The organism is Corynebacterium sp. A21, from assembly GCF_052266655.1.
GTDB lineage: Bacteria > Actinomycetota > Actinomycetes > Mycobacteriales > Mycobacteriaceae > Corynebacterium.
Map to the genome: position 1 here is coordinate 288,491 of NZ_JBQPQY010000003.1, position 20,325 is coordinate 308,815.

The following is a 20,325-nucleotide window of genomic DNA, read 5'->3' on the forward strand; positions in this document are numbered from 1 at the left end:
CTCACTGATCGAGACGTGTTGAGGCGGGTGGGAGAATGCTAACGGCTGTTCTAACCCTGCTGCTCGGACTGGCCGTCATCGGGGTGATCATCATAATAAACGGCTATTTCGTGGCACAGGAATTCGCCTATATGTCGGTGGACCGTACCCAGCTACGCGCCCGAGCCGACAGCGGGGACCCCAGATCCATCCGGGCGCTGGCGATCACCGATCGGACATCCTTCATGCTCTCCGGGGCGCAACTTGGAATCACCGTCACCGGTCTGCTGGTCGGTTTCGTGGCGGAACCACTGGTCGGTGAATCACTCGGCGTGTTGCTGGGCGGGGTGGGTATACCCGCTGCGGTATCCATCGGGGTGGGCACCATTCTGGCGCTGGCCATCTCCACCGTGGTGCAGATGATCTTCGGTGAGCTCTTCCCGAAGAACTACACCATTGCCGCCCCGATGAAATCTTCCCTGGCACTGGCTCGTTCAACATCAATCTATCTGAAGACCACCGGCTGGCTGATCAAGTTCTTCGACATCTCCTCCAATGCACTGCTGCGCGTGCTCCGCATTGAACCGGTCGAGGACATCGATTCCTCAGCCACCACCGAAGACCTCGAACACATCGTCAATGCCTCCCGAGAAAGCGGAGATCTGGGCGATAGTACCTTTCTGGTCTTGGACCGGCTGCTGGATTTTCCCGACCAGGATGCCGGTCATGCCATGATTCCCCGGTCCCGGGCCGATGTCATCGGACCTGAGACGACGGTCGGCGAGGTCCGCGGTCTCATGTCCACCGCCCATTCGCGCTACCCCGTCATCGATAAGGAACACGTGCCAACAGGTGTCGTCCATCTCATCGATCTGCTCGACACCGACCTACCCGACACCGCGCCGGCGGCCAGCCTAATGCGCGATGCAGTGGTGGTTCCTGAGCCTATGGCGCTGCCTGATGTCGTAGCTGAGCTGCAGCAACAGGGAGATCAGCTGGCCTGCGTGATCGACGAATACGGTGGATTCATCGGGATCATCACGCTCGAAGACCTGGCGGAGGAGATCCTCGGGGATGTCTCCGATGAACATGACCTGTCTCGGGCCGAGGAAATCACCGCCACGCGTGAGAATGAATGGTCGGTTGAGGGCGATACCCCGATCGATGAAGTAGAGCGTGCCGTCGGGCATGACCTACCCGAGGGGGACTACGAGACTATCTCGGGTCTCCTGCTCTCCCACACGGGTGGCCTCGTGGATGTCGGTGAGATCCACGACATTGAACTCGTCGCGGAGCCTGAGGATTATCTCAAGGCCGATGAAGCACCGCAGCGCATTCTGCGCATCCTGGTCGAGGACGTCAAACGTAATGTCCCGGCCGAGGTACACCTCCGACTCATCGAGGTCCTCCCCTCCCCGGGGAAAGTGACTACCCCAGAACTCCAGGACGAGGCGGATCGCTAACTCATGACCGAATGGTATTTCGCCCTTCCCACGACAATCGTGCTGATCGCGTTGTCCGCCTTCTTCGTCATCATCGAATTCGCCCTACTGGCGGCACGCCGCAACCGACTGGAGGAGACGGCGGAAACCTCCGCCTCTTCCCGGGCGGCACTGCGTAGTCTCAATGAGCTGACTCTGATGCTCGCCGGCGCCCAGTTGGGTATCACCGTGTGTACCTTCGCACTGGGGGCAGTCACCAAGCCTTGGGTTCACCACGCCCTGATGCCCGTCTTCGAGGCCCTACCCATACCGGTGATCGCGGCCGATGCCATCGCCTTCATTCTGGCGCTGTTCATCGTCACCTTCCTTCACCTGGTCGTCGGTGAAATGGCGCCGAAATCCTGGGCGATCGCTCACCCGGAGTCTGCAATCCGCACCATTGCGGTGCCGGCCCGCGGTTTCATCAACGTGTTCCGGCCGCTGCTGCAGTGGATCAACCAGGCCGCCAACCGGCTGGTCCGAGCCGCCGGCGAAGAGCCCGTGGAGCGGGCCGCCGCCCGTGGTTATGATGCCGATACGCTGCGGCTGCTGGTGGAACATTCCCGGATGACCGGCACACTGGACACCATCTCCGCCTCCCAGATCACCGGGGTCATCGAGCTGGAGCGGGCCACCGTCAATGAGGTCATCGACCATCCTGACAATGACCCGACCACTCTGCCGGCCGCTGCCACGGTTCAGGATGTACACCGCGCCGCCCGGGATTCCGGGCGATTGCGGGTGCTTCTCGACGACCCGTCCTGGGACGTCCCCCGGGTCGTCCACGTCCGTGACACCCTCCTCGCAAACAAGGAGACCCCGGCATATGAGTGGTCCCGACCAGCACTCACGCTGCCGGAAGACGCCACGTTGCAGGAAGCCCTGGAGCAGATGCGCGCGGAGAATGAACAGCTCGCCGTGATCATTTCCGTGAATAACGGGCACACCGTCCGGGGCGTGATCACCTGGGGTTATATCCTGCGCCAGCTGTGGCCGAGTATCGAGAAGGAAATCAACCGGGTCCACTCCGAACCTCGGAGAGAAGCCTAAGCCAGGGCCACCTCGCGGCGCTCGAATTGATAGCGTCGCTTCTGCCCCTCCTGGAAGGGACGCTTCGGGATGGGGTCGGGTTCGGTGGACCCGGCCTGACCTGTCCGCATGCGCACCTCACCGTTGACGGTGGCCGCCCGATGAATGATCAGATCCTGGCCGTTATCCAGGGTGAAACGCAGCCCTGAGTCGCGCCACCAGTCCCAGGACACGGCGTCGATAAGCTTGTCGACGGCGATGATCTTGTCCTGGATGCGGGAGATTGTTGTGATTCTGCCGCCCAGCTCGTGCAGCTCACCACCGGGAAATGCGCTGCCCTGCGGGTGGACCCGCAGCAGGGATTCCACGTTCTCGAAATCTCCGAAATCAACGACGGTTTCTTCATAGGCGAGCTGCACCCAGCCCTGCTCGAGATCGAGCCAGACATCAAAGGCCGCGAGCCCCTCGTCAATCTCCAGATCACTGCCGTAGGCCTTGAGCTCTTGGCCGATCAGGGACTTGAGAACCTCAAGGCTAACTGGGGTGAGGAAAGTTTCGGTGGTCATGGGGGCTCCTGCCAAAGGGAATTCTTGTAGTTCCTCTCAGTCAAGCGGAAACCAAGGAGATCCGCAGAATTTTGCGAAGTGGAGAGCTCCGAGTGGAGGGGATTGCACAGTTGGGTGAAGCGCCGAGAAAGCTCAGTTTTTCATCTCTTGATGAGGAAGATGTGCCGGCGTGATCAGGCTGTCTCGAAGACCCGGTTGATGAACACCCCGCTCGGTCATCATTTCCTCCAGGCCTCAGATCAACTGAGCCCCGTAGCGGCAGTACCACCGCACCGTTCATAAGATGAGCTCACGAGGGAAACGACAACCCAGAGAAGGTACCCGTGGCCCTAATTATTCCACGCTCACGCCATCGATATCCCGAGATTACAACAGCACCTCTCAAACCTTTTGTGGGACCTGAAATTGATATACCCTTCCTCCACCGAGAAGCGGCGTGTACGGTATGTATACATACCGTAGTTAAAGGTCAGACAAGGTAAATGGATGTGGCACGAGATCGCTTGGACCGACGACAGTGAACAACACATCGCCAGACATGATGTCACGCCCGCCGAGGTCCATGAAGTTCTGCAAGGAGATCCCAAGCTCTACCGACAGGGCCGAGGAAACACGACCCTGGTGTTTGGAATCACCGACTCAGGGCGACACCTTTTAGTGGTCCTGGCTGACTCCCTCGATGGCCGTGACTACGTGGTGACCGCGCGAGAGATGACCTCGGGCGAGAAAAAGAACTTCAAAGACAAGGGGAAATGATGAGCACTAACTTTAAGGAGCTAGCTGAGTTTTTTGATGCCGGTGATTTCTCGGCCGAGGCTAAGGCTGCCGAGCCGATGAAGACAGCACCTGGTTCCGGCAACGCTGGTGAACCCATGGATGCATTTACTGTCAGGCTGCCGGTGTCGGTGCTCGAGGCTGTCCGAAAGATCGCCGCAGAAGAAGGTGAGACGACTGGATCCGTCATCCGGCGGATGGTGGAGAGTGCTGTTGCCGAACACACCAGTGATCAGGCGGTGGTTCCGGTCAGCGCGCTCAGGGAACTGATCTCTTTAGCCGAAAATGATGGCCAACCCCGAGAGCGGAAAGCCAGGAAAACTGTGGTGGTCTCAACGAGGTCGCGGGGCCGTGCGGTATCTCGGAGTGCTGCCACCGGTCAGTTTGTGGGCAAGAAGACGGGCAAAAAGAGAAAAGTCTCCTAAGCCAAGGGATCAGCAAAGCTTGTCCGGCGGTGTCTCCGCAACCGCGTCAGCCACCACGAACAGATGTTTATGGTTCAGCATTTAAGGTTGACAGCTGTTGACCTTCTCCTGCGCAGCATTTTGCCGTCTGCCGCCGATGATCCACAACAACTCGATAGGGTGCGCCGGACCCAGACGCTGGATTACGCCTGGCCGCTCCGCGAGCTGCAGGTAGATCAGGCAGGTTGTCCCGTCCTCGGTGGTGGAGAACTACGTGGCACCTGTACCGCCTCCGTAGCTAATCTCCCTGGTCACCCTGAGCCATCCTGAACCAATGAATCCGCCGGGGGATCCTTTGCTGGCCCCCATCGCCACATCTTCTACCGAACCACCTACCCCAGCAGAATCACATCCAGGCGCCGCGGGCCGTGCACGCCTTCCACGCGTTCCAGCTCGATATCTGAGGTGGCGGATGGTCCGGAGATCATGGTGATCGGCGCGGTGGGCTCCACCCGGGACAGTGCTTCCGGGATCAGTTCCACCACCGAGTCATGTGGCACCACGCAGATGTGATGGTCCGGGACCAGGCTGATGGCCCGGCGCCCCTCGCTCGCTGTCCCGGAGAGGAAGATGGTTCCGGTTTCCGCACAGGAGACGGTGGAGGAGGTGACCACGGCGTCGACGTCGTTGAGTTCCCGAACGCTCAAAGTCATACCGACACGCTCATCACGGGATTCCACGATGATTTTACGGTGATCGCCCTCCGGTAGCCAGGAAGGTTCGAGACCCTCGGGGATCACGAAGGTGGCATTCTCCCCGAGCAGTGTGGCGATCCGCCCGGCAATGGAATCAGCCGTTTCATGGAAGACATTGGCCTTGTAGTCGACCAGTCGGTCCTCCAGCATCTCGAGCACCTCGGCAGCCGGTTTTTCCGAGGTGCGGCGGTAGGCGCGTGGTACCTCGGGTACCACGGGGGCGTCGTCAAGCGACGAGCGCAGTCGGGCGAGGATCTCCTGCTTGGCGTTGCTCACTGCTCGTCCTCTCCAGCGTTGCGGAGGCCGCCATCGCGGGCGACGCGCTCAGCGGTCTCGTTCTCATGTTCAGCCCACCAGTTACGGAAGGACTGCTTCGGCGGGGCGGGGATATCGCGCTCATCGGTCCAGCCGCCGGCGACACCGGGAAGCCAGGTGATGGTGTGGTCCCGGCCGGCGACGACGCGACCCAGCGGCAGTGCGCGTTCGGCCAGCGACATCACCTTGCCGGAGGACATCATCACCGAGGCTCCCTTCATCATCACGTCCATCTCCGAGGGCACCCGCGGCAGTTTTGCCCGGAGTTTGGCCAGGCGCCCCTGCGCCGCGGTTGAATCCTCAACGGGACCGCGCTCGCCGTGCTGGGTGCGCACGTCTTCATCGCGGAGGTGAACCAGGATCTCCGGGATGTTGATCTTGACCGGGCAGGCATCGAAGCAGGCGCCACAGAGGGAGGAGGCGTAGGGCAGGGAGGCATTTTCTGCGGAGGTGATCCCCGTGAGCTGCGGGGAGAGGATCGCCCCGATCGGGCCCGGGTAGGTGGAGCCGTAGGCGTGCCCACCGGCCTGCTCATAGACGGGGCAGACATTCAGGCAGGCGGAGCAACGGATGCAGTGCAGCGCGGAACGGCCAGCGGGATCGTCGAGCACCGCGGAACGGCCATTGTCCAGCAGCACCAGGTGCATGTTCTGCGGACCATCGCCGGGGGTCACCCCAGTCCACATGGAGGTATAGGGGTTCATCCGCTCCCCGGTGGAGGAACGCGGCAGCAGCTGGAGGAAGACCTCCAGATCAGCGAAGGTGGGCACCAGCTTCTCGATGCCCATCACCGAGATCAGGGTATTCGGCAGGGTCAGACACATCCGGCCGTTACCCTCGGACTCCACGATGGTCAGCGTGCCGGAATCGGCGACCCCGAAGTTCGCGCCGGAGATGGCCACCGAGGTGTTGAGGAACTTCTCCCGCAGATGGACCCGGGCTGCTTCTGCCAGGACCTTGGGTTCATTCGTTAGATCCGGGGATACCTCCGGCATCTCCTTGAGGAAGATATCCCGGATCTCATCGCGGTTGCGGTGGATCGCCGGCACCAGGATATGGCTCGGCTTATCATGCCCGAGCTGGACGATCAGTTCCGCCAGGTCAGTCTCCGTGGCGGTGATGCCATAAGAGTTGAGGTGTTCCTCCAAGTTGATCTCCTGGGTGGCCATCGACTTGATCTTGATGACCTCCTTCGAACCGGTGGCCTGCACCAGTTCGGTGATGATCCGGTTCGCCTCCTCCCCGTCACGTGCCCAGTGGATATGGCCACCGCGGGCGGTGAAGTTGCGTTCGAACTCCTCCAGCAGTTCCGGCAGATTCGCCATGACCTGTTCCTTCAGCGCGGAACCGGCATCACGCAGATCCTCCCAGTCCGGGAGTTCCCCCACCACCCGGGCGCGTTTACCTCGGATGGTGTGCGTGGCGTGACGGATATTCGCCCGCATCTGGGTGTTTCCCATTTCCTTCTTCGCCGCATCGGGGAAGGACTCATCAGCGTGCAGGTTGGATGATTCGGAGGCGTGGCTGCGCACCCCGGGCATACCCAGCAAGGTCGGGCTCATCGGTTCGCTCCTTCGGTCGTGACAGATGTGGCGGTTTTAGCGATAGACAGCTCCACGGGGCCCTCGACACGCAGTGGGTTCTCCTTGGTCGAGGCGAGGATCTCCGCGAGGTGGACGGTCCGGATCGGGGACTTTCGCCGTGCCAGCGCACCACCCAGGTGCATCAGGCAGGAGGAGTCACCGCCGGTGCACAGACTGGCTCCGGTCTTCTCGATGTTGCCGATCTTCTCATCGGCCATCGCAGCGGAGACATCAGGGTTTTTGAAGGAGAAGGTGCCGCCGAAGCCGCAGCATTCCTCGGCGTCGGGAAGCTCGGTGAAGTCAATGTCACCGACCGATTGGACCAGGTTCTTCTGCCGGTCGCCCAAGCGCAGCAGCCGCATGCCGTGACAGGAGGGGTGGTAGGTCACCTTCTCCGGGAACCAGGAGCCGAGCTGTTCAGCGGCATCGGTGATACCCATGACATCGGTAAGCAACTGTGCCAGTTCATAGGTGTTCGCGGCGACATCCTGAGCCTGCTGTGCCAGACGCTCATCTCCCCCGGCGCGGGCGATCATCGGCTGTTGATGGCCGAGTGAGGCCACACAGGAGCCCGAGGGCGCCACCGCCACCTCATATTCCACCGAGGTGAAAGCCTTGACATGGTTGCGGACCACTGGCAGGGCATCGTCGAAATAGCCGGAATTCACGTGCATCTGTGAGCAGCAGCCCTGGCCGGGCGGGAAGACAACTTCATGGCCGAGGCGCTCGAGAATTCTGACCGTGGCGAGCGCGACCTTGGGATACATCGCATCCACGATGCAGGTGCTGAAAAGTGCGATTCTCATTCGTGACCTCCGGACAACGGGGTGAGAGGGAAGAGCTGGGCAAGAATTCCGGTGCGGAATTTTCCGGTGCAGCCTCACGCGCGGCTCCCGGGAGGGAGTTTTCACGCGTAGACCGCCCAGGGGCAAGGGCCGAACCCCTGTGGTCTGACCATAATAAGCCAGTGAGCCGGATCACGCAATGAGTGTGCGCCCCCGCAATAAAGCTTGACGAATGTGAGGTGTGCCATATATTATTCTGTGGTCAGTCCACAGTGGTCAGTCCACAGTCCCCCATAACCCACGTTTCCGATGCCTCGCAGTCCTCTTCCCGGCCCCTGATTTCAACCCGAAAGTTCCAGCTGCACGCCCCCGACTGAACCACTGACCACCCCGAAGCATCCACCCTCATCCCACCCTCAGGAGACACGCGTGAACACCTACACCGCGTTGACCGATGCAGTTGGCGGCAGTCTCGCCCTCACTGCCCTGGTCGGCACTCTTCCCCTGATCACCTTCTTCGCCATGTTGCTCCTGGTGAAGGCAAAGGCCCATGTGGCCGGCCTGGCCTCCCTGGCGGTGGCCCTCGTTGTGGCCATCTTCGCCTTCGGAATGCCTTGGAACCTGGCCTTGCTCTCTGCGAGCCAGGGAGCGGTCTTCGGCTTCTTCCCGATCGTCTGGATCGTGGTCATGGCATTGTGGTTCTACCAGATCACCGTGCTCAGTGGCCGCTTCGAGGACATGCGTGCCATCTTCGACCAGATCGGCGGCGGTGACCTGCGTATCCAGGCCATCCTCATCGCCTTCTGTTTTGGCGGTCTACTGGAGGCACTGGCCGGATTCGGTGCCCCGGTGGCCATCACCGCCACCATGATTCTGGCGCTCGGCCTCAAACCACTGAAGACCGCGACCGTGGTGCTGCTCGCCAATACCGCACCCGTGGCCTTCGGCGCCATCGCCATCCCGATCACCACCGCCGGCAACCTGACCGGCCTTGATCCGGCCCACATCGGTGCCATCGTCGGACACCAGGCACCCTTCATCGCCGTCATGGTGCCCTTCTTCCTGCTGTTCATCATCGACGGTTGGCGCGGCCTACGTGAGGCCTGGCCGGCGGCCCTGGCCATCGGCGGTTCCTTCGCCATCGCCCAGTGGTGGTCCGCCACCCACTTCTCCTATGAGCTCACCGATGTCGTCGCCTCGCTGGTCGGCGTGGGTGCCGCTGTGATCCTGATGCGCTTCTGGAAGCCCAAGGGCACCGAGGGTGTCCGCGAGCGCCTGGGCGCCCCGCCCCGCCCCGCCACCGAGGGCCTCACCATTCCCCGGATCTGGATGGCACTACTGCCTTATGTCCTGGTGGTCGTTATCTTCGCCATCGCCAAACTGTGGAAGCTCGGTGCCGATATCCCTGCCCTCATCGCCAGCACCGACCTCAAGTTCCCCTGGCCCGGCCTTGACGGCCGGCTTCTCGATGATGCGGGTGAGCCAATCACCAACACCATCTACAACTTCCAGTGGCTCTCCAGCCCAGGAACCCTGCTGCTGATCTCCGGCCTGCTGGTGGCCAGCATTTACACCGTCTACACCAACAATGGAATGTTCAAGCTGAGCATGGGCGATGCAGTGGCCGAGATCGGCCGCTGTTTCTACCGCATGCGCTTCGCTGCACTGACCATCGTCACCGTGCTGGCGCTGGCCTATGTCATGAACTTCTCCGGCCAGACCATCGCCATCGGCACCTGGTTCGCGGGCCTCGGTGCCATCTTCGTCTTCTTCTCCCCTGTGCTCGGCTGGCTCGGTACCGCGGTGACCGGTTCCGACACCTCCGCGAACGCCCTCTTCTCCAACCTGCAGCAGACCGCCGCCGAGGGTATCGGCGCGGATCCGAACCTGCTGGTCGCCGCCAACACCTCCGGTGGTGTGGTGGGCAAGATGGTCTCCCCGCAGTCCCTGGCGATTGCCGCCACGGCCGTGGGCATGGAGGGCAAGGAATCCGAGATCTTCCGGGCAGTCGTGTGGTGGTCCCTGGGCCTGCTGCTGGTCGTCTGTAGCCTCGTGTTCCTGCAGTCCAATGTGCTCGCTGGCATGCTGCCCACCCCCTAGCGGCAGCTCTAGTACAGCTGTATTGCCCCGGCGATCCGCACCCAACGGTATCCCCGGGGTCAGCCCGCCAATCCCATGCCCATTTCGGGATGAGCATTACCTAAGATTGAGCTTGACCACCTCGAATCAGGAGATGCCATGACCAGCCCCACCCGCGCCTACACCGTTGTCCTCGACTGGATTGAGGATCAACTGCGCTCCGGGGAGATCTCCCTCGGCGATAAACTCCCCAGCGAACGGATCCTGGCGGAACAGTTCGGCATCTCCCGGGCTTCGGTCCGGGAGGCCATCCGCATCCTCGATGTCATGGGCCTGGTCCGCTCCTCCACCGGCTCTGGCCCGGCCGCCGGCGCAGTGGTCATCTCCGAGGCCTCCGCCGCCCTCGCCTGGGCACTGCGGATGCATGTGGCCACCCGCTCGCTACCCATCAAGGATCTGGTGCAGACCCGTCTCCTGCTGGAGACCCAATGCGCCCTCGAGGCCGCCGGTGCCCCTGATTCCGCCACCCGCCGCAACACCCTCACCCGGGCTGCGGAGCTGGTGGCGAAGATGGATGATCCCGAGCTTCCCGATATCGAGTTCCACATCCTCGACGCCGAGTTCCATGTGGCCTTAAGTTCGCTGGCCGGCAATGTCGTGGTGGAGACCATCATGGATTCCCTGCGCCAGGCCACCATCGGCTATGTCCAGGAAACGGTAGCCAAACTCCAGGATTGGCCCGGCGTGAGAGCCGAGTTGCAACGGCAGCACCGCGAGATCATCGCCGCCTTCCAGGAACGCCGCGGGGAGGATGCCGCCGAGGCGCTCCGCCACCACATCATCTGGTTCTTCGGGCTCAGCGACCATGGCGGTGCCAGGCATTCCGCCTGAGTCCGGAACGCTTATCGACGCCCGCCCCGGGTCGGGGTCGGGCGTCGATAAGTGCTGAGCTGCGGGTGCGCTAGAACTTCAGGCCGAAGGCGCGCAGCTGATCCTTGACCTGGTTGAGCGCCGGGTGATCAAGGCTGAACAGCGCAACTGCGCCCGCCGCAATGCCACCGAGGGCGGCAAACAGGCCGAGCAAGCCACCGGTGGAAGAACCGGTGGAGGAGCCTGCGGGCGGCGCGAGGGAATCCTCGGCCCGGGCGGTCAGCCACTGGTCCTGCCCGATCGCGCCGTGAACGATCCGGGTCTCGCCGACCTGACCGAACCAGGGGTTGGCCGGGTCAGCGTCCCACATGTTGGCACCGATCAACCAGGCATCGCCGGTGCTCTCCAGCCCCTGGGAGTCCAGCACATCACGCAGGATCGGGGCACCGTTGACAAACATCTCAACGGTGTCAGTGTCTGGGTCATTGACGATGGCCACGTGCAGCCACTCGCCCTTGGGAACCTCATGGGACCAGTTGGAATCACCGTTGCCACCGATCGCGACATTGGTCCACTGCAGCTCACGCAGGGAGGACACCGCCAGGGCCGCCGGCGGCTCCTCGCCCTCGGGCATGTTCTCAGCCAGTTCACCGCGCTCACCCTGCCGGGAGATCGCACCCATCCAGTGGTTGTCACCGTCAAAGTTCTCGTCGATCTTGAGGAAGGTCTCGAAGGTGTAGCCCTCCTCGAAAGTCTCCTCATTGATGGCGGCATCCGCGGTGGTCTCGAACCAGTTCAGTCGCTGGCTGTTCTCGGCCGGATCGACCCACTTCAGGGAACCGGTATCCGAGGAAAGCTCATGGGCGTCCGCCACCCAGGTAACATCCTCGGCCTGGGATCCCGCGGCACCACGGGTGTTCAATTCGGCACGGACCAGATCATTTCCACCAGCGATATCCGGGATCACGGCGCCGGGACCAGCAGCCTGGCCCTCAGTGGCCTGCTCACCGTTGACCGTGGTGGCACCGGGACGCCAGTGCACCGCGGTGTCCGCGACCTTGGGGTAGTCCTGGGCGTCCTGTGGCAGGTCGCCCTCCGTGACGGCCGGCGGGAGATAACCCGCGGAGACAATCTCGCGGGCCTTAGCTGCGTAATCCGGGTCATCGGCCTCACCGATGGTCCAGTCGGCGTTGAAACCGGCGAAGCGCTCCGCGAAGTCCATGTCGACAGACCAGGAATCACCGGAACCCTCCGGGATGAGGTGGTCAAACTGGTTGAGGGTCTCAGCCGGCTTCGCGGCGACCCACGGGGACAGCGCGGTCATGTCCAGTGAGTTAGCGGAAAGGTCGAACTGGATCAGGCCGAGAATACCGTTGCCACCCTGGTAGGCCATCTGGTTGTCCTGCAGGACGTTGACCACCTCATGGCCGGCATCATTGCGGTCGATGCGGTAGCCGGCACCGTGGTGGTGTCCGCTGATGGTGAGGAAGATCTGGTCATTTTTCGAGATGAAGGTGTCCCAGAGGCCCTGGCCATAGGAGTCAGAGAGGAAGATCTCGCCATCGGCGTCGATATTGGAGATCTCATGGGCGGTCAGGATGACCGGCAGCTCCGGGTGGGCATCAATGACGGACTGCGCCCAGGCCAGCGCACCCTCATCGGCCCGCCAGGCCAGGGCGAGGACCAGGTACTCCTGGCCTTCAGCTTCGAAGATGTGGAACTCGGACTCGTTATTAGCGGCCCCGTAGCGATCACCGAAGGTGTCGTTCTGGGCGGCGCGCTCAGCGGAGAAGTATTCGCTGAACGGGGTCTCGGCCGCATCCCGGAGGATGTCATGGTTGCCCGGCAGGACGGAGTAGTTCATGCCACCGTCCTCGAGGATCTGCATCGAGCGATCAGCTACCTCCCACTCCTGGGTGACCGTGGACTGGTCGACCACATCACCCAGGTGGGTAGTGAAGGGAATGTTCAATTCATCCTGGTTATCCACCAACCAGCTGGCCTGGGTGGCGAAGGGCTCCGAGCCATAACGGGCCTCGTAGAGATTGCCGGTGTCTGGGGTGGAGTACCGGGAGTAGAACTGGGTGTCCGGCATGACACCGAGGGTGAAGCGGGAACCGAGTTCCGCATCCTGCGCCTGGGCGACGGCGACGGTACCGCCGAAAGCCAGGGCGGCAACGAGCACAGATGCGATATAGGGACGAGCGGAGACACGACGGTCAGTCATGACAACCTTTCACAGAAATGACACTTTAAGCCGATTCCCAGAGCCGGGAACCGATGAATATAAAAGTATGATCATTTAGTGAATAAAAAGTTGCCTGATAGGAAACCCCGGTAAGACGTGAGCCGCACATTGGGAAAACTTAAGTGGATATTTATATGCAGAGCTTTCGCAGCGACTATCGTCCGCAGACGAAAACCCCGGGGAAGGGGTGCGGAACCCCCTCCCCGGGCCTGCGCCGCGGCGTCGATAAGCCGGCTAGCTCAGCGCCTTCACCGCATCAATGACCAGATCCCAGAACTTCTCGCGGTCCAGCTTCACCGCAACCTGAGTAGTACAGTCCGCTGGCGCCGGGGCCCGGAAATCAGCGACGGTCATCCCGACGGTCAGCGCACCGCGCAGCTCCACATCCAGCGGCACCTTCTGGGTGGTAACCACCTCAGGATCAATCAGGTAGGCGATGGTGCAGGGATCGTGCACCGGCGGATCATCGAAGCCCTGCGCATCCTTATAGGACTGACGGAAGAAGCCAAAGAGGCCGACCACGAAATCAGCGATGTCCAGGTTCAGGTCCACCAGCCGCTTCTCGACGTCCGCGGTGGCCAGGGCCTGGTGGGTCAGATCCAGGCCGACCATGGTCAGCGGCCAGGACTCGTTGAAGACGATGTGCGCCGCCTCCGGATCAACCATGATGTTGAACTCGGCGACCGCGGACCAGTTGCCCTCGTGGTAGCCGCCGCCCATGAGCACGACCTCCTTGACCCGCTCCGCGATGCGCGGCTCCTTGCGCACCGCCAGGGCGATATTGGTCAGCGGGCCGGTGGGCACCAGGGTGATGGTGCCGGGTTCATTGTTCATCACGGTGTCGATGATGTAGTCGACGGCGTGGACATCGGCAACGACGTCGATGGCGGGTTCCGGCAACTCATAGCCGTGAATCTCCATGCCGGAGTCACCGTGGATGTCCGGGGCGACCTCCACCTTCTGCACCAGCGGGCGGGTGCAGCCGGCGTAGACCGGAACCTCAGTCTGACCCAGCACGGTGAGCACGGTCAAGGCGTTGTGGGTGACCTTCGGCAGAGTCTGATTACCACCGATGGTGGTGATCCCCAGCAAGTCAATAGCGGGGTTTCCGGCGGCGAGGATGATGGCGACGGCGTCATCATGACCGGGGTCGCAATCGAGGATGATTTTCTTCGGGGAAGCAGTCATGGCTCCAGTATTCCTTAGCTCTCGATGATGGCGGCTTCATCCCCCACCGCATCGGAAAGAGATTCCGGCTTGGGGATCAGGAAGGAGGTCAGGAAGGCCAGCGCGAGGATCACCGCACCGGTGCCGATACCTGCCCGGAAGCCGGCGGCAGGGTCAGTCTCAGCGAAGAAGGTGAACACCGCGAAGAGGATGGCGAAGCTCAACCCCGCACCCAGGTTGAAGGCGGCAGCGTTCATACCCGGCAGATAACCCGGGTTATCCGCCGGGCTGAGCACAATACCCATGCCGTTAAGCATGATGTTGGAGATACCGGCGTAGGCGACACCGACGAACAGCGAGATCAGCAACAAGGAGATCCGGCTCGGATCTCCCACCACGAAGATGGCGAAGCCCAGCCCGATGGCCGTGGCGATCAGGCCGATCTGGAGGATCAGCTTGTAGCCGAACTTACCGGCCAGGTAGCCCGCGATCGGACCCATGACCAGACCAGCCAGCGCATAGGGAGTCAAGGTCCACCAGGAGACGACGTCCGCGCTGACACCCGCACCGACCTCGGTATTCTGCCCCAGGTTCGGGATCAGGCCGTTCATCACCGCAAAGACACCGGTCATGGTCAGCAGGGTGGTCAACAGCAGAGCCCAGGTGCGGCGCTGCTTCATGTAATGGGTGGACACCAGCGGATGCTTGACCGTGGACTCGATCCGCCAGAACACGATGAAGGAAATCACCGTGACCACCAGCAGACCGACCACCAGCAGCCAGTTCGCGGCCGCGAGCTTACCCGCCTCGTTGAAGGCGATCAGTGCCGCCGCCAGGGCGATGACGATCGGCACCACACCCTTCCAATCCATCGGATGGGTCTCCACCGCAGTGGATTCCCTGGTGCCGAACTGCACCGCAACAATGGCGATAATGGCGATCACAGCCATCACCCAGAAAATTGACCGGAACCCGAGATGATCGGCCAACCAGCCGCCGGCGAGCGCATCCACGCCACCGATACCGCCATTAACCGAGGTGATGATGCCCATGAGCAGGCCATACTGCTTGTCATTGGGGACCTGCACCCGCAACATGATCAGACACATCGGAACCGTCGGGCCCGCCACACCCTGGATCACGCGGCCAATGAACAGCACCGTGACGTTGGGGGCGAGCGCCGCGACGATACAGCCCACCAGCAGGACCACCATCATGCCGACCAGAACTTTACGACGCCCGATCAGATCAGCCCAGCGCGGCAGGAACAGGGAGAACAACGCCGCCGCGGTAAAGAAAGCGGTCTGGGTCAGACCGATCTCGGCGCTGGTGGCACTGAGCTCGTTCTCCATGACCACCAAGGCCGGGGAGAGCATCGAAGCATTGAGCTGGAAGGCGAACACCGCCACCAGCAGGGCGATGACGAGCGCGGCAACCTGGCTGCTAGCAAGCCTCGGGGGTTCCGCTGTCTGTGACTGGATGGGTTGCGATGAGGGGGGTGCCATGCGGACACACCTTCTTTCGGCAAGGCCCGAACCGGTCATATCCAGACGGGCATTTGTGGGATAACCTTTCTGCTCATCCTAGGCCTTAGAGATGTATATGAAAAGTAACTTTTTGGGGCCAAAAGGTGCTGTGAGCTTTGATTTTCATCAGTTTGAGTGGCTTGCCTCCTGGTCGCTCTGCAAGAGGAGGCGGCAACGCGTTTAAGGTTCTCCGCGTAAATTCACCTTTTGCAGGATGAAGAGTTAGCAGCACCGACTCGACTATCGCGGGCACAACCCCTGCGACACGTTTATTGATTCCGACTCGGTCCGTGAGTGCACAGCTCATTGCATGCCGATGCGCCACTGCGTGCGAAGCTTCCAAGACGATCACTTCTAGTGATCCCAACGGGCCAGTGAAACTACCGGGTCATCTACCTTGTAGACCGCAACTCCCCGGCAGACCCGCACGTTATCCTCCAAGTGTCTTTCCACGCAGTCAACACTTTCCGCTACCCCGCCCTCGCCGTGGCCTACTAACTCGGCATCGAGGAGCTCTACAGTCGCAGAACCGGGAGCTGCAGACTGAGCTAGTGATTGCCCAGGATGCCTTGGTGGCACCTGATGCTCCGCCGATCGGGTTAATCGCATTAACATGGAGTGTTAAACGTGTGCCATCCAAAGCAGCCCCCAGGCTCGGGTATGCCGCGGCGGAAAGGACGGAAACAGAAGTGCGTAAAGATTCCCTGAGATGGGTAGAGATCTCCCGCTCCGAGTACGACCATGAACGAGCCGGCCTCGACGCCCTTGGGAAGCTGATTCCCGATGCCGCCCCCTACCGCCTGTGGACCAACTTCGAGTTCCAGGACTCCCAGGGCACCTGGAATGAGGTTGACGCACTCGTTCTCGGCCGCGGACGCCTCCACCTCCTCGAGCTCAAGAGCTGGAGCGGAATCATCCGCGGTGATGAACACAACTGGAACCTCACGGGCAAGACCGGGAGTGTCTTCAACCGGAAGTCCCCGACGCTGGCCACTCGGCGTAAGGCGCAGCGGCTGGCCAGCAAGCTGCAGACCGCGTTTCAAGAGATAAAGGCTGCAGCGGACTTCCCCATCCCGCCGCGGTACCTCACTCCCCCGATCGTCAAGGAAGGCGTGTTGCTGCACAGCAACCACTTCCTCTCCCAGCTCAGTGCCGACGGCCAGATGAACGTGTTCACACTGGACCACCTCACCGACGTGGTGAACCTGCCAGGGATCACCGAGCGGATCCTGGAGTCACCCACCTATACCGAGGTCGACGAGGATTTCGGCCGCATCATGATGAGCTCGGCCATCGACAAAATTTCCGGGGTTATCAACCGCAAACAACGCGCCGGCTCATGGGAGCTGCTCTCGAAAGTCGATGACTCGGACGACGTGGTGGTGTGGTCCGCCCGGCACGTTGACCATAACGAGAAAGCGCTGATCAAGCTCCGCCCAATCGCCCCTGAAGCGACAGCTGCCGATGCCCTCCGGGCGGAAAAGGCCGCCACCCGCGAGTACAAGTTACTGTCCTCGCTGGCCCACCCGGGAATTGACTCACCCAAGAGCCTCGAGCGGGTGGACAAGTATGATCTACCAGCGCTCGTCTACCCGGAACACCCGGGTTTCGAGCAACTCGACCTGCTGTTGCCCGGACTGAAGCTGACTGCCGCCCAGCAGGTAGAGATTATCCTGCAGATCGCCGATGCGGTGGCCTACGCGCACCGCAATAACGTCATCCACCGGCAGCTGACGCCAGAGGCGGTCCTGCTCAACGTCATCGCGCTGCAGGGAGCGAACCCCAGGGTCGAGGTCAAGGTCACCGACTGGGCTCAGGCAGTGCAGGTAGACGCCGTCCAGCCGCAGGGAACCCTGTTGGGCACGGCCTTACAGCCGATGAGCACGACGGCCGCCTATGACGCCGGGGTGGGTTTCCTCCCCCCGGAGGGATACCTGGCGCAGGCTGACGGCCGCCTGGCTGATCTCTTCTCCGTCGGCGCCCTGGCTTATTTCATTCTCTCAGGTGGCGTGCAACCAGCGACCACGCGCGCGGAGCTCATCGGTTTGCTCAAGGACCACGGTGGCCTCGATCTGGGAACCACCGGCACACAGGTGGAACCGTTGATGCAGGCACTGATCACGAAGATCACCTCCGCCAGCCCGGCCGTCCGCCACAAAGCGGTCCTGCCGGTGAACCCGCCGAGGGTCACACCCTCCCCGGTGGAGCTGTTCGCCGGGAAACTGCGGGAACTGGCGCAGGGACGTCGTGCCACCACGGAGGACGATCCGCTGCAGACCCCGATCGGCGAGCTCATCGACGGCCGCCTCGAGGTGCTCAAGGTGCTTGGTTCCGGCTCGACGGCGCGCGGCATCTCGGTGGTCGACGTCAACGATGAATCATCGACGCCGCGGGTACTCAAGATGGCCACCTCCGCGAACAAGGCCACCACCCTCGTGGAGGAGGCCCAAACCCTCCGAGCCTTGGACAAGGAACTCAGCGGGCACGAACACCGGAACTCCTTTGTCACCCTTCTCCAGGAACTTCCGGGACTACCGCATTCCCGGCATGCGCTGTTGTTGTCCTCCTGCGGCGATGCCACGCTCTCGGACGGGCTGACACTGGGAATCCCCACCACTGATCAATTCTGGGGCCTCGGACTACAGCTACTGAACATCCTGGTGGCCCTGGAGGGCACGGGCATCACTCACCGGGACATCAAGCCCGCCAACCTCGGGCTATCGGGGAAACCCTCGAAGCTCAAGCTCATGCTCTTCGATTTCTCGCTCAGCCACTCCCCGCTCGACAACATCGACGCCGGTACCCCGCCGTACCGGGACCCGTTCCTCGGCCAGTGCGGGCGGACGATCTTCGATTCGCATGCGGAGCGCTACTCGGCTGCCGCTGTCCTCTACCAGATGGCGATGCAAGAATCCCCACGCTACGCCGAGGACAACACCTCGGCTGACGCCACCGACGGCCGCCTGCTGCTTTCCTCTGAGGACCTACCGGCAGTGTGGACCGCGCAGCAGCGTGAACTACTGAGCACGCTGCTGTCTTCCGCCCTTGACGGCGATATCCGCCGCCGCCCCGGGTCAGCCGAGGAGATGCGCACCGCCTTCCTCGCCGCCAGGAAGGCAGACAAAGACCAGCCCGACACAACCCCAGTCAACATAGCCCACCCCACCCCGGCTCCGCAGCCAGCGAGCACCACGACGGCTGGTATCACCTCGCTGAGCATGCTCATCGACGACCTGCTCAACCGCGCCGGTGTCAAGAACAGCTCGGGTCGACGCCTCGTAGCCAACATTCTCGGCACTGCCGAGAGCTCCCCCGAGGACCCCTTCGCCACCAACCCCACGTACTCGAAGATCCTCAAGGTCTCGGTGGGCAGAATCCCCCAGCTCACCGGCGACATCCCCGCCCTCTGGGGGAAAACGCCCCTGCTGGCGACGGAATTCAGCCGGTTGAAAAATGCCCTGAGCAACAACCTCGAGGCCCTCGGCGGGATCGCCACCCCAGAGCAACTGGCAGGCATGGTCACCGACCTCTACCCCGACGACGCGATGACTCAGACCCGCCGCCAGCAACTCGGTGCGCTGCGCCTAGTGGAGCTGGGCATCACCCGTAACCGTGAGACGGATGTGTCCCTGTCCGTGGTCCGGCGTGGTCGCTCCCAGAACGTCGTGGCGCTGACCTCTCATGTTGGGTTGGAGGATCTGCCCGGCGCGCTCGCCACTGCCGGTAGATCTCTGCTGGACAGTGCCGGCAGGGTTGTGGTCCCGTCAGCCGAATTTCAGGAGGCCCTACTCACCGCCGCCGCAGCCTTCCTAAATGTCAATCCGAGCAACCTCCCGGTCTCTCGCCGGGCACTGCCAGGACTTGCGGTACACAGCTCTCCGGACATGGCACTGACCCCGACCGGTGACCTGTACTCGCGCCATATGAACTCCGTGGAACTTCTTCGCGAGGTTCTCCCCCTGGCGGATACCAGGTTGGTGAGGCGCGGGGTCCTTACCCGCGGCATCACATCGAGGTTCCCTGCCGTTCACCACCAGAAGTTGCCCTCCCACCCGGAGCTGGACGCGGTCATCTCGGCGGTGGACCCGGATCTACGCTGGGATATCCAGGCTGCTGCCTACCTCCGTTCAGCCGAAGACGAATCCGCTTTCACTTCCCTGCACACCCGTGTGCCCACCACCACGGCATCAGATCCGCACATCCGCACCCCGGTCGCGGAGCTCGCCGAACGGTTGCGGGAGTCCATCGCTGCCCGCATGCTGCGTGCAGTCACGGTTCACGTCAATGATCTGGAGTCCACTGCCAGCCGAATCGCGCAGCTGTTCGAGGTGCCCAAGGTCAGTGTCGCCGCTGCGGTGTTGAATGAACTGAAGATTCTGCTGGAGTCGACAGGTCAAGGAGACAAAATGACGGCACTGTTATCGCTAGATACGCCCGAGACCCGTGGTGATATCGCTCCGGTGATTAGGCGTGCAGCCGAGCGGGCATGGCCGAATATCCTGTCTACTAATGCCGACGCGATTGTGCTCACCGACCTCTCGATCCTCGCCGACTACGGTTGCCTGGATCTGCTGCGTGATCATGCCGACGTGGCGCAGAACGTCAACCGGTCGGCGATCTGGTTGTTTGTCCCTCGCCCGGACAAGACGGTCTCTTCCACCTCCGTGGAAATCTTCGGGGTGGCATTGCCGTTGTCCAGCCCCGGCCAGATCATCCACCACTGACCTTCCCACCTGTACCAACCATAGACAGAGCACAAGGAGC

General features: G+C 62.1%; 14 protein-coding genes. 7 read left to right on the forward strand and 7 right to left on the reverse strand.

What is annotated here, in order from left to right; translation table 11 throughout:
• Positions 1-35 precede the first annotated feature (35 nt).
• Positions 36-1,442 (forward strand): hemolysin family protein, encoded by a 1,407-nt coding sequence (locus ACTU46_RS07765; RefSeq protein ID WP_443380679.1) that lies wholly within the window; start codon positions 36-38, stop codon positions 1,440-1,442.
• A gap of 3 nt (positions 1,443-1,445) precedes the next feature.
• A complete protein-coding gene (locus ACTU46_RS07770) occupies positions 1,446-2,510 on the forward strand; it encodes a CNNM domain-containing protein (protein ID WP_443380680.1) in 1,065 nt (354 codons plus the stop codon).
• On the opposite strand, the gene ACTU46_RS07775 is transcribed toward ACTU46_RS07770, so the two are convergent.
• Positions 2,507-3,055, reverse strand: coding sequence for a hypothetical protein (locus ACTU46_RS07775; protein WP_443380681.1), 549 nt, complete (start codon positions 3,053-3,055; stop codon positions 2,507-2,509). The two genes, ACTU46_RS07770 and ACTU46_RS07775, sit on opposite strands and share 4 nt — an antisense overlap.
• Positions 3,056-3,541: 486 nt before the next feature.
• Between ACTU46_RS07775 and ACTU46_RS07780 the strand changes: the two genes are divergently transcribed.
• Entirely contained in the window at positions 3,542-3,811 is a 270-nt protein-coding gene (locus tag ACTU46_RS07780; RefSeq protein WP_443380682.1) for a hypothetical protein, read from the forward strand.
• Positions 3,811-4,254 carry a hypothetical protein gene (locus ACTU46_RS07785; protein WP_443380683.1) on the forward strand — a complete coding sequence of 148 codons (444 nt, stop codon included), beginning with the start codon at positions 3,811-3,813 and terminating at the stop codon, positions 4,252-4,254. Before ACTU46_RS07780 ends, ACTU46_RS07785 begins: the two co-directional genes overlap by 1 nt.
• A 371-nt stretch (positions 4,255-4,625) precedes the next feature.
• Here the strand turns inward: ACTU46_RS07785 and ACTU46_RS07790 are convergent, their stop codons facing one another.
• From ACTU46_RS07790 to ACTU46_RS07800, 3 genes are read right to left on the reverse strand one after another with little or no spacing between them, the layout of a single operon-like run.
• Positions 4,626-5,264: a LutC/YkgG family protein gene (locus ACTU46_RS07790; protein ID WP_443380684.1), complete on the reverse strand. Its 639-nt coding sequence runs from the start codon at positions 5,262-5,264 to the stop codon at positions 4,626-4,628.
• Positions 5,261-6,865, reverse strand: coding sequence for a LutB/LldF family L-lactate oxidation iron-sulfur protein (locus ACTU46_RS07795; protein ID WP_443380685.1), 1,605 nt, complete (start codon positions 6,863-6,865; stop codon positions 5,261-5,263). Before ACTU46_RS07795 ends, ACTU46_RS07790 begins: the two co-directional genes overlap by 4 nt.
• On the reverse strand, positions 6,862-7,692 hold the full coding sequence (locus ACTU46_RS07800) for a (Fe-S)-binding protein (protein WP_443380686.1): 831 nt from the start codon (positions 7,690-7,692) through the stop codon (positions 6,862-6,864). The genes ACTU46_RS07795 and ACTU46_RS07800 overlap by 4 nt, the downstream gene beginning before the upstream one ends.
• A 408-nt stretch (positions 7,693-8,100) precedes the next feature.
• Here ACTU46_RS07800 and ACTU46_RS07805 point away from each other — a divergent pair, with 408 nt between their 5' ends.
• Together ACTU46_RS07805 and ACTU46_RS07810 are read left to right on the forward strand one after the other, a co-directional pair.
• On the forward strand, positions 8,101-9,771 hold the full coding sequence (locus tag ACTU46_RS07805) for an L-lactate permease (protein WP_443380687.1): 1,671 nt from the start codon (positions 8,101-8,103) through the stop codon (positions 9,769-9,771).
• A gap of 138 nt (positions 9,772-9,909) precedes the next feature.
• Complete coding sequence (locus tag ACTU46_RS07810) at positions 9,910-10,641, forward strand: FadR/GntR family transcriptional regulator (RefSeq protein WP_443380688.1); 732 nt, start codon at positions 9,910-9,912, stop codon at positions 10,639-10,641.
• Between the two features lie 70 nt (positions 10,642-10,711).
• Here the strand turns inward: ACTU46_RS07810 and ACTU46_RS07815 are convergent, their stop codons facing one another.
• The 3 genes from ACTU46_RS07815 to uriT all read right to left on the reverse strand — a co-directional run bounded on the left by ACTU46_RS07815 (position 10,712) and on the right by uriT (position 15,540).
• Positions 10,712-12,847, reverse strand: a complete 2,136-nt coding sequence (locus ACTU46_RS07815; RefSeq protein ID WP_443380689.1) for a LamG-like jellyroll fold domain-containing protein — start codon at positions 12,845-12,847, stop codon at positions 10,712-10,714.
• 255 nt (positions 12,848-13,102) lie between these two features.
• Positions 13,103-14,056, reverse strand: a complete 954-nt coding sequence (gene uriH, locus ACTU46_RS07820; protein ID WP_443380690.1) for a uridine-preferring nucleoside hydrolase UriH — start codon at positions 14,054-14,056, stop codon at positions 13,103-13,105.
• Positions 14,057-14,070: 14 nt separating this feature from the next.
• Positions 14,071-15,540, reverse strand: coding sequence for a uridine transporter UriT (gene uriT / locus ACTU46_RS07825; protein WP_443380691.1), 1,470 nt, complete (start codon positions 15,538-15,540; stop codon positions 14,071-14,073).
• A gap of 710 nt (positions 15,541-16,250) precedes the next feature.
• On the opposite strand from uriT, the gene ACTU46_RS07830 reads away from it, so the two are divergent.
• The gene (locus ACTU46_RS07830; protein WP_443380692.1) at positions 16,251-20,285 is read left to right on the forward strand and encodes a protein kinase domain-containing protein; all 4,035 of its coding nucleotides are present in this window, start codon (positions 16,251-16,253) and stop codon (positions 20,283-20,285) included.
• The last annotated feature ends 40 nt before the right edge of the window (positions 20,286-20,325 follow it).